Source organism: Zoogloea sp. (assembly GCF_023150065.1).
Lineage (GTDB): Bacteria > Pseudomonadota > Gammaproteobacteria > Burkholderiales > Rhodocyclaceae > Zoogloea.
The window spans coordinates 41,202-51,077 of the sequence record NZ_JAKLLN010000002.1; the positions used below are offsets into that span (position 1 = coordinate 41,202).

Below are 9,876 nucleotides of genomic sequence, written 5' to 3' on the forward strand. Positions count from 1 at the left end.
CTCCTGTGGGGGGTTAGCCGACGATGTTGACCAGGCGGCCAGGCACCACGACAACCTTCTTCGCGGCGCGGCCTTCGAGGAACTTGATGGTAGCTTCGTGGGCCAGGGCGGCGGCCTCGATGGCGTCCTTGGGGGCGTCGGCGGCAACCCGGAGGGCGCCGCGCAGCTTGCCGTTGACCTGCAGCATCAGCTCGACTTCGTCCTGCACCAGGGCGGCGTCGAGGGGCTCGGGCCAGGCGGCCTTGAGGATGTCCTCGCCGTAGCCCAGATCGCGCCACAGGGCGTGGCTGATGTGCGGGGTGAGGGGCGAGAGCACGCGCAACAGGATGCCGAAGCACTCCTCGATGGTCTCGGCGGCCAGTGCGCCCTGGCGGGGCGCCTTTTCGAGGGCGTTGAGCATCTTCATGGTGGCCGAGGCCACGGTGTTGAACTGCTGCTTGCCCAGGTCGTAGTTGGCCTGCTTGAGGAGCAGGTGGATCTCGCGGCGGAAGGCGGCGAGGTCGTCCGGCAGCTTGGCGCCGGCGAGCTGGCGCTGGGCGCCGATCTGCCCGCGGATCTCGCTGGCAAAGAGGTGGCCGAAGCTCCACACCCGGCGCAGGAAGCGGTAGGCGCCTTCAACGCCGGCGTCGGACCACTCGAGGGTCTGCTCGGGGGGCGCGGCGAACATCATGAAGAAACGGGCGGTGTCGGCGCCGTATTGCTCGATGAGCGACTGCGGGTCCACGCCGTTGTTCTTGGACTTGGACATGGTGGTGAGCTCGTGCTCCAGCACCGTGCCGTCCTTCTTGAGGGTGGCGCCGGTGATCTGGCCCTTGGCGTCCTTCTGGACGTCGAGCTCGCTCTCCCAGTAGTAGTTCTTGCCGCCGCCTTCGGGTTTGTGGAAAAAGGCGTTGTTGAGCACCATGCCCTGGGTGAGCAGGTGGGCGAAGGGCTCGCGGTAGGTGACCAGGCCCAGGTCGCGCATCACCTTGGTCCAGAAGCGGGAATACAGCAGGTGCAGGATGGCGTGCTCGATGCCGCCGATGTACTGGTCGACGGTCATCCAGTAGTTGGTCTCGTCGTCCACCATCTTGTCGGCGCCAAAGGTGGTGGCGTAGCGCGCGTAGTACCAGGACGAATCCACGAAGGTGTCCATGGTGTCGGTCTCGCGCCGCGCGGGCTTGCCGCAGCAGGGGCAGGGGACGTTGAGGAAGTCCTCACGCTTGTGCAGCGGGTTGCCGGAGCCGTCGGGCACGCAGTCTTCGGGCAGCACCACCGGCAGCTGGTCGTCGGGCACAGGCACCGAGCCGCAGCTGTCGCAGTGGATGATGGGGATGGGGCAGCCCCAGTAGCGCTGGCGCGAGATGCCCCAGTCACGCAGGCGCCACTGCACCTTCTTCTCGCCGATGCCCTGGGCGGCCAGGTCGGTGGCGATGGCATCAACGGCGGCTTCGTAGTCGAGGCCGTCGTACTTGCCGGAATTGACGCAGACGCCGTCCTTGCTGCCGTACCACTCCTGCCAGGCGTCCAGGCTGTAGGCCTTGTCGCCCACGGCCACGACCTGCTCGATGGGCAGGCTGTACTTCTTGGCAAAGGCGAAGTCGCGCTCGTCGTGGGCCGGCACGCCCATCACGGCGCCATCGCCGTAGCTCATCAGCACGTAGTTGCCGACCCATACCTCGACCTGCTTGCCGGTGAGGGGGTGGGTGACGAACAGGCCGGTGGGCAGGCCTTCCTTCTCCATGGTGGCCATGTCGGCTTCCATCACCGAGCCGTGCTTGCACTTTTCGATGAAGGCGGCGAGCTCGGCGTTGCCTTTGGCGGCGTGCAGGGCCAGCGGGTGTTCGGCGGCCACGGCGCAGAAGGTGACGCCCATGATGGTGTCGGCGCGGGTGGTGAACACCCACAGTTTGCCGTCGTTGATGGCCTGGCCGTCGTCGCCAGCGATGTCATGCTTGAAGGCGAAGCGCACGCCGGTGCTCTTGCCGATCCAGTTGGCCTGCATCAGCTTGACCCGCTCGGGCCAGCCGCCGAGCTCGTCCAGGTCGCCCAGCAGCTCGTCGGCGTAGTCGGTGATCTTGAGGTAGTAGCCGGGGATCTCGCGCTTCTCGACCACGGCGCCGGTGCGCCAGCCGCGGCCGTCGATGACCTGCTCGTTGGCCAGCACGGTCTGGTCCACCGGGTCCCAGTTCACCACCTGGGTCTTGCGCTCGGCGACGCCCTTTTCGAGCATGCGCAGGAAGATCCACTGGTTCCACTTGTAATACTCGGGGGTGCAGGTGGCCAGCTCCCGGCTCCAGTCGATGGCAAAGCCCAGCGACTTGAGCTGCTGCTTCATGTAGGCGATGTTGTCGTAGGTCCACTTGGCCGGCGGCACCTGGTTCTTGATCGCGGCGTTCTCGGCGGGCAGGCCGAAGGCATCCCAGCCCATGGGCTGCAGGACGTTGAAGCCCTTCATCTTGTGGAAGCGGGACAGCACGTCGCCGATGGTGTAGTTGCGCACATGCCCCATGTGCAGCTTGCCCGAGGGGTAGGGGAACATGGACAGGCAGTAGTACTTGGGCCGGGACGCGTCGGCGGTGACGCGGAAGGCTTCGGTGCTGTCCCAGTGCTGCTGGGCGGCGCGCTCGATGTCGGCGGGGAGATATTTGTCCTGCATGGGCGTGGCGGATCGCGGATGGAACGAAACCGCGCATTATAAACGGCTCCTGCAAACCCCGCTGTGGCGTGCTCAAGACGTTGATGTGACGAGATATTTCCCCCCTGATGGCGGCTGTGCTGCATGTCACGCAATCATCCCTCTGCTACAATCCGCCTCCCGCGTTGCAACATATTTCCATGTCCGAGCCCCTTGTCCGTCTCGAGAACGTGCGTTTCGCCTATGGCCAACGGACGATCCTGCGCGACATTTCCCTGTCGATTCCCCGTGGCCAGGTGGTCGCCATCATGGGCGGCAGCGGCAGCGGAAAGACCACCCTGCTGCGCCTGATTGGCGGGCAGGAGAAGGCCGTGGGCGGCCGTGTAACAGTGGACGGGCAGGACGTGGCCGGGCTGGGACGCGAGGCCTTGTACGCCCTGCGCCGGCGCATGGGCATGCTGTTCCAGTTCGGCGCGCTGTTCACCGACATGACGGTGTTCGACAACGTGGCCTTCCCCCTGCGGGAACACACCGACCTGCCCCCCGAGCTGATCAACGACCTGGTGATGATGAAGCTCCATGCGGTGGGCCTGCGCGGTGCCGCCCGGCTGATGCCCGGCGAGCTGTCGGGCGGCATGGCGCGGCGGGTGGCCCTGGCGCGCACCATCGCCCTCGACCCCATGCTGCTGATGTACGACGAGCCCTTCACCGGTCTCGATCCCATCTCCCTGGGCGTCATCGGGCAGCTCATCCGGCGCCTCAATGACGCGCTGGGGGCGAGCTCCGTCATCGTCACCCACGACATCCAGGAGTCCCTGCAGATCGTGGATTACATCTACTTCATCTCCGAAGGCCGGGTGGCTGCCGAGGGCACGCCCGAGGCCATCCGCAACTCCACCGATCCCTTCGTGCACCAGTTCGTGCACGCCGAGGCCGACGGCCCGGTGCCTTTTCATTACCCCGCCGGCGATTACGCCACGGCCCTGGTTGGAGGGTCGAGCTGATGGTGGGCGCGATTCGCAGGCTGGGGGCGCTGTTCATCAACGGCGTCTGGCAGCTGGGTTTCATTACCCGCTTCTTCTGGCTGATCCTGGTGTATTCGGGGCAGTCCTTCACGCGCATCCACCTCACCCTGCGCGAGCTGTATTTCAGCGGCGTGATGTCCCTGCTGATCATCCTGGTGTCGGGGTTGTTCGTGGGTCTGGTGCTGGGCCTGCAGGGCTATGAAACCCTGCAGCGCTATGGCGCGAGCGATTCCCTGGGTACCTTGGTGGCCCTGTCCCTGGTGCGCGAGCTCGGTCCGGTGGTGGCCGGCCTGCTGTTCGCCAGCCGGGCGGGTTCGGCGGTCACGGCCGAGATCGGTCTGATGAAGGTCACCGAGCAGCTCAAGGCCATGGACATGATGGCGGTCAGCCCCATCGCCCGGGTGGTGGCGCCGCGCTTCTGGGGCGGGGTCATCTCCATGCCCCTGCTGGCCGCCCTGTTCTCGGCCATGGGCGTGTTTGGCGGCTGGCTGATCGGGGTGGTGGCCATCGGCGTCGATGACGGCGCGTTCTGGTCGCAGATGCAGTCGGCCGTGGATTTTCGCTATGACGTGCTCAACGGGGTGATCAAGAGCTGCGTGTTCGGCGTGGCGGTGGCCCTGATCGCGGTGTTCGAGGGCTACGACTGCGTGCCCACCGCCGAGGGCGTGTCCCGGGCCATCACCCGAACCGTGGTGAGTTCGGCCCTGGCCATCCTGGCCCTTGATTTTGTAATGACATCCTTCATGTTCCGAGGTTAATGATGAGTCGTACCACGCTGGATCTGTGGGTAGGGGTGTTCGTGGCCATGGGGATCGCCGCGCTCCTCTTCCTGGCCCTCAAGGTGGGCAGCATCTCCGGGTCCGACATCCAGGCCCCCTATACCCTGTCGGCCCGCTTCGACAACATCGGCGGCCTCAAGGCCCGTGCGCCGGTCAAGGTGGCCGGGGTGCTGGTGGGGCGCGTGACCGAGATCCGCTACGACAATGAACGCTTCCAGGCCGAGGTGGTCTTCAGCGTGGACGGACGTTACAAGTTCCCGACCGACACCTTCGCCAACATCCTGACCTCCGGCCTGCTCGGGGAGCAGTATGTGGGCCTGGACCCGGGTGGCGAGGACAAGCTCCTGGCTCCGGGTGATGTCATCAAGAAGACCCAGTCCGCCGTTGTGCTTGAAAAGCTGATCAGCCAGTTCATGTTCAACAAGGCGGCCGAGGGCGACACCGCGCCGGCAAAGTGAGCTGCCGGACGACAGCCGCCCCTACCGAGAGCACGCGACGATGATCAAACACATGCCTGATACCGAAAGCCTGGCCGCACGCACGGCCACGCTCGGGCTGGCGCTGGCCCTGACGGCCTGTGCGAGCACCGGTGGTCACCCCAAAGACCCCTTCGAGTCCGTCAATCGGGCCACCTTCAGCTTCAACGAGACCGCTGATAAATACGTGATGCGGCCGGTGGCCCAGGTGTACGACTACGTTCCCCTGCCCATCAAGGTGGGGGTCGGCAACTTCTTCGGCAACATCGGTGACGTGTGGATCGGCGTGAACAACGTCCTCCAGGGCAAGTTCATCGATGGTCTGTCGGATGGGGGCCGGGTGCTGGTCAATAGCACCGTCGGCATCTTCGGCCTGTTCGACGTGGCCAGTGACATGGGCCTCGAGAAGCACGACGAAGATCTGGGCCAGACCCTGGGCAGCTGGGGCGTCGGCGAGGGGCCTTACATCGTGCTGCCCTTCCTGGGGCCGAGCACCGTGCGCGACAGCGTGGGCCTGATCGGCGACCTGCAGGTGGACCCGGTGTGGCAGTTCAAGGAGGTGGCCGTGCGCAACTCCCTGACCGGCCTGCGTTTTGTCCATCGCCGTGCCGCCCTGCTGGGGGCTGATACCACGGCTGATCAGGCGGCCCTCGACAAATACGGCTACATGCGCAGCTTCTACCTGCAGTATCGCCTCAATCAGGTCTATGACGGGCAACCGCCGCGGGTCAAGGATCCGGACGACGAGTGAGCCCCGGGGCCGGTGCATGATGCCGGCCACCACAGAACGCCATCAGAGAGATTTCCCATGAAAAAGATCGCTTCCCTGTTTGCCGCGCTGGCCCTCAGCGTGGGTGTCCAGTTCAATGCCTTTGCCGCCGACGCCACTGCGCCGGACGCCCTGGTCAAAAGCGTCACCGACGACGTTATCACCATCGTCCGTCAGGACAAGGCCATCCAGTCGGGCGATACCCGCAAGGCCGTCGAGCTGGTGGAGACCCGCGTGCTGCCCTACTTCGACTTCGCCCACATGACCCGCCTCGCCGTGGGCCGTGACTGGAAGACCGCCAGCCCCGAGCAGAAGACCATCCTGACCCAGGAGTTCAAGACCCTGCTGGTGCGCACCTACTCCAATGCCCTGACCCAGTACCGCAACCAGCAGATCGACTTCAAGCCCCTCAAGGCCAAGCCCGAAGACACCGACGTGGTGGTGCGCACCGAAGTGCGCCAGCCCGGTGCCAAGGCGGTGCAGATCGACTACAACCTCGAAAAGCTGCCGGAAGGCTGGAAGGTCTACGACGTGCTGGTGGCCGGCGTGAGCCTCGTCACCAACTACCGGGACGACTTCGGCAAGGAAGTCCGTGCCGGCGGCATCGACGGTCTGATCAAGTCCCTCAAGGACAAGAACAAGCAGCTCGACACCACCGCTTCGGCCAAGAGATGATCCGCTGCGAGGGCCCGCGCCTCAGCCTCTCCGGGCCGCTCACGGTGGCTACCGCCGGCGAACTCGCCAGCGCGGGGCAGGCGCACGTCACCGCCGGGGATGTGGTCGTCGACCTGTCCGGCGTGACCCAGGTGGATTCCGCCGCGCTGGCCCTGCTGCTCAGCTGGGTCCGCGCGGCCCGCAACGCCGGTCACCGGCTCACCATTGATCAGCCCCCGGCGGCGCTGGTCAGCCTCGCGTCCCTCTACGACGTCGACTCCATCCTGCCGCTGGCCCACTGAGCCGCGGTCTCCTGTCCATGATTCCAGCCATCCGCATTGCCGGCGTCACCAAGCGTTTCCGTTCCCTCCAGGCCCTGGCCGGGGTTGATCTGGAAGTGGCCCAGGGGGAGTTCTTCGGCCTCCTTGGCCCCAACGGCGCCGGCAAGACCACCCTGATCTCGTCCCTGGCCGGCCTGGCCCGGCCCGACTCGGGCACCCTTGAGGTCATGGGCCACGATGTGGTCAAGGACTACCGCGCCGCCCGACTGGCCCTGGGCGTGGTGCCCCAGGAGCTGGTCTTCGACCCCTTCTTCTCGGTGCGCGAGATGCTGCGCATCCAGTCGGGCTACTTCGGCATCCGTAACAACGACGACTGGATCGACGAGATCCTTCATCACCTCGACCTCACCGGCAAGGCCGGCGCCAACATGCGCATGCTGTCGGGGGGCATGAAGCGCCGGGCGCTGGTGGCCCAGGCGCTGGTGCACCGTCCGCCGGTTATCGTGCTCGATGAGCCCACCGCCGGCGTGGACGTGGAGCTGCGCCACGGCCTGTGGCAGTTCATCCGCAAGCTCAACCTGGATGGTCACACCATCGTGCTGACCACCCACTACCTCGAAGAGGCCGAATCCCTGTGCGGGCGCATTGCCATGCTCAAGGCGGGCCGGGTGGTGGCGCTGGACACCACCGCCAACCTGCTGCAGCGCTTTGCCACCCATACCCTCAAGCTGCAGCTCGCCGCGCCGGTGAGCCTGCCGCCGCCGTTCTCCGCCCGCATCGTCAGCCAGGCGGGCACCGAGCTGGTGCTGGGTTTCGATCACTACGACGATGTCGGACATCTGCTCGCCGGCCTGCGTGCCGCGGGGGGCGAGATCACCGACATGGCCCTCGGCAAGCCCGACATGGAGCAGGTCTTCGTCGGCATCATGAATCAGAACTGAGGCGTCCATGGAAGGTTTCAAGACCCTGCTCTACAAGGAGTGCCTGCGTTTCTGGAAGGTCGGCTTCCAGACCGTGCTGTCGCCGGTGCTCACCGCGGTGCTGTACCTGTTGATCTTCGGCCACGTGCTCGAGAATCACGTCCAGCCCTACCCGGGCGTCAGCTACACCGCCTTCCTGGTCCCCGGGCTGGTGATGATGACGGTGCTGCAGAACGCCTTTGCCAACAGCTCCTCGTCTCTCATCCAGAGCAAGATCACCGGCAACATCGTGTTCGTGCTGCTGCCGCCCATCTCCTACCAGGAGTTCTACGCCGCCTACGTGATTGCCTCGGTGCTGCGGGGCATTGCCTGCGGGGTGGGGGTGCTGCTGGTGTCCCTGCCGTTTGCTTCCTTGAGCCTGGCCGAGCCGGGCTGGGTGTTGGCCTTCACCCTGATCGGCGGCGCCTTCCTGGGCACCCTGGGGGTCATCGCCGGCATCTGGGCCGACAAGTTCGACCAGCTGGCGGCCTTTCAGAACTTCCTGATCATGCCCCTGACCATGCTCTCGGGCGTCTTCTATTCGATTCACTCCCTGCCGGCCTTCTGGCAGGGGGTGTCGCATTTCAACCCGTTTTTCTTCATGATTGACGGGTTCCGTTACGGATTTTTCGGGGTCTCCGATGTCTCGCCCTGGACGAGCATCGGAGTGGTGGCAGTCTGTTTTGTCGTGCTCGCGGTGATTACCCTGCAAATGCTTGCCAGGGGCTACAAACTGCGGGCCTGAGGATTTGAATCATGTTTCAAGCAAGTGAAATCGAACGTCTGATCGCGGTGGGCCTGGAATGCGAGTTCCTGCAGATCGAGGGCGATGACGGCACCCATTTTTCCGGCATCGTGGTCAGCCCGGCCTTCGAGGGCAAGCCCCGCGTGCGCCAGCACCAGGCCGTGTACGCCACCTTGGGCAAGCTGATGGGCAACGAGATCCACGCCCTCCAGCTGAACACCTACACACCCTCCCAGTGGGCCGAACTTCTGAAGGAACTGGGCTGAACGCCCTTTGATGCATGGACAAACTGCTGATTGAAGGCGGCGCCCGCCTGTCGGGTGAGATCGCCATTTCCGGCGCCAAGAATGCCGCCCTGCCGATCCTCTGTTCGGCGCTGCTGACCACGGAGCCGGTGACCTTCACCAATGTGCCCCGGCTCAACGACATCGGCACCCTGCTGCGCCTGCTCGAGCAGATGGGCGTCAAGGTGAGCCGCGATGGCGACGCCGTGACCCTCGATGCCTCCGGCGTGGACAACCCGGTGGCCTCCTACGAGATGGTCAAGACCATGCGGGCCTCCATCCTGGTGCTCGGCCCCCTGGTGGCGCGCTTCGGCGAGGCCCGGGTGAGCCTGCCCGGCGGCTGCGCCATCGGCGCACGCCCCGTGGACCAGCACATCAAGGGCCTGCAAGCCATGGGCGCCGATGTGAAGGTGGAGCACGGCTACGTGCACGCCAAGGTGCCCAAGCTCAAGGGCGCCCGCATCTTCACCGACATGGTGACGGTGACCGGCACCGAGAACCTGATGATGGCGGCCTGTCTGGCCGACGGCGAGACGGTGATCGAGAACGCCGCCCGCGAGCCCGAGGTGGTGGACCTGGCCAACTGTCTGGTGGCCATGGGCGCCCGTATCTCAGGTGCTGGCGGCGACGTGATCCGCATCCAGGGGGTTGCCGCCCTGCACGGCGCGACCCATCGGGTCATGCCCGACCGCATCGAGACCGGCACCTACCTGTGCGCCGCTGCCGCCACCGGTGGCGAGGTGCGCCTCACCGGCACCTCGGCCAGCTACCTGGACGCCGTCATCGACAAGCTGATGGACGCCGGCTGTGAGATCGTCGCCGAGCGCGACGCGGTGCGGCTCAAGGCCCCGGCCCGGCTCAACGCCGTGAGCCTGCGCACGGCTCCGTATCCGGCTTTCCCCACCGACATGCAGGCCCAGTTCATGGCCATCAATGCGGTGGCCGAGGGCACGGCGGTGATCCGCGAGACCATCTTCGAGAACCGTTTCATGCACGCGGTCGAGCTGCAGCGTCTGGGCGCCGACATCAAGATCGACGGCAACACGGCTTTCGTGAAGGGTGTGACCAGCCTGCAGGGCGCCACCGTGATGGCCACCGATCTGCGGGCCTCGGCCAGCCTGATCATCGCTGGCCTGGTGGCTGAAGGGCAGACCACCATCGAACGCATCTACCACCTGGATCGGGGTTACGAGAAGCTCGAAGAAAAGCTCGCCGCCCTGGGCGCGCGGGTCAGCCGTATCCGCTGAAAGGCATAGGGCGGCGGGCGCCGCCCCTGTGTTTCCCTGC

The 9,876-nt window shown here is 65.7% G+C and carries 11 protein-coding genes; 10 read left to right on the forward strand and 1 reads right to left on the reverse strand.

Annotated features, from left to right (window positions below; all coding sequences use genetic code 11):
- Positions 1 to 13 precede the first annotated feature (13 nt).
- On the reverse strand, positions 14 to 2,638 hold the full coding sequence (gene leuS, locus L6Q67_RS03465; protein WP_296565353.1) for a leucine--tRNA ligase: 2,625 nt from the start codon (positions 2,636 to 2,638) through the stop codon (positions 14 to 16).
- Between the two features lie 179 nt (positions 2,639 to 2,817).
- Here leuS and L6Q67_RS03470 point away from each other — a divergent pair, with 179 nt between their 5' ends.
- The 10 genes from L6Q67_RS03470 to murA are packed head-to-tail and all read left to right on the forward strand — an operon-like array spanning position 2,818 to position 9,836.
- Entirely contained in the window at positions 2,818 to 3,621 is an 804-nt protein-coding gene (locus tag L6Q67_RS03470) for an ABC transporter ATP-binding protein (protein ID WP_296565357.1), read from the forward strand.
- Positions 3,621 to 4,400: a lipid asymmetry maintenance ABC transporter permease subunit MlaE gene (mlaE, locus tag L6Q67_RS03475; protein WP_296565359.1), complete on the forward strand. Its 780-nt coding sequence runs from the start codon at positions 3,621 to 3,623 to the stop codon at positions 4,398 to 4,400. The genes L6Q67_RS03470 and mlaE overlap by 1 nt, the downstream gene beginning before the upstream one ends.
- Positions 4,401 to 4,402: 2 nt before the next feature.
- Entirely contained in the window at positions 4,403 to 4,879 is a 477-nt protein-coding gene (mlaD, locus tag L6Q67_RS03480) for an outer membrane lipid asymmetry maintenance protein MlaD (RefSeq protein ID WP_296565363.1), read from the forward strand.
- 52 nt (positions 4,880 to 4,931) lie between these two features.
- Positions 4,932 to 5,648: a VacJ family lipoprotein gene (locus L6Q67_RS03485; RefSeq protein WP_296565366.1), complete on the forward strand. Its 717-nt coding sequence runs from the start codon at positions 4,932 to 4,934 to the stop codon at positions 5,646 to 5,648.
- Positions 5,649 to 5,705: 57 nt separating this feature from the next.
- Entirely contained in the window at positions 5,706 to 6,341 is a 636-nt protein-coding gene (locus L6Q67_RS03490) for a phospholipid-binding protein MlaC (RefSeq protein WP_296565368.1), read from the forward strand.
- A complete protein-coding gene (locus L6Q67_RS03495; protein WP_296565371.1) occupies positions 6,338 to 6,622 on the forward strand; it encodes an STAS domain-containing protein in 285 nt (94 codons plus the stop codon). Before L6Q67_RS03490 ends, L6Q67_RS03495 begins: the two co-directional genes overlap by 4 nt.
- Positions 6,623 to 6,639: 17 nt before the next feature.
- Positions 6,640 to 7,542 carry an ABC transporter ATP-binding protein gene (locus L6Q67_RS03500; protein WP_296565374.1) on the forward strand — a complete coding sequence of 301 codons (903 nt, stop codon included), beginning with the start codon at positions 6,640 to 6,642 and terminating at the stop codon, positions 7,540 to 7,542.
- Positions 7,543 to 7,549: 7 nt separating this feature from the next.
- Positions 7,550 to 8,305, forward strand: coding sequence for an ABC transporter permease (locus L6Q67_RS03505; protein ID WP_296565384.1), 756 nt, complete (start codon positions 7,550 to 7,552; stop codon positions 8,303 to 8,305).
- Positions 8,306 to 8,316: 11 nt separating this feature from the next.
- A complete protein-coding gene (locus tag L6Q67_RS03510; RefSeq protein ID WP_296565387.1) occupies positions 8,317 to 8,571 on the forward strand; it encodes a BolA/IbaG family iron-sulfur metabolism protein in 255 nt (84 codons plus the stop codon).
- A gap of 14 nt (positions 8,572 to 8,585) precedes the next feature.
- The gene (murA, locus tag L6Q67_RS03515) at positions 8,586 to 9,836 is read left to right on the forward strand and encodes a UDP-N-acetylglucosamine 1-carboxyvinyltransferase (protein ID WP_296565390.1); all 1,251 of its coding nucleotides are present in this window, start codon (positions 8,586 to 8,588) and stop codon (positions 9,834 to 9,836) included.
- Positions 9,837 to 9,876 lie beyond the last annotated feature (40 nt).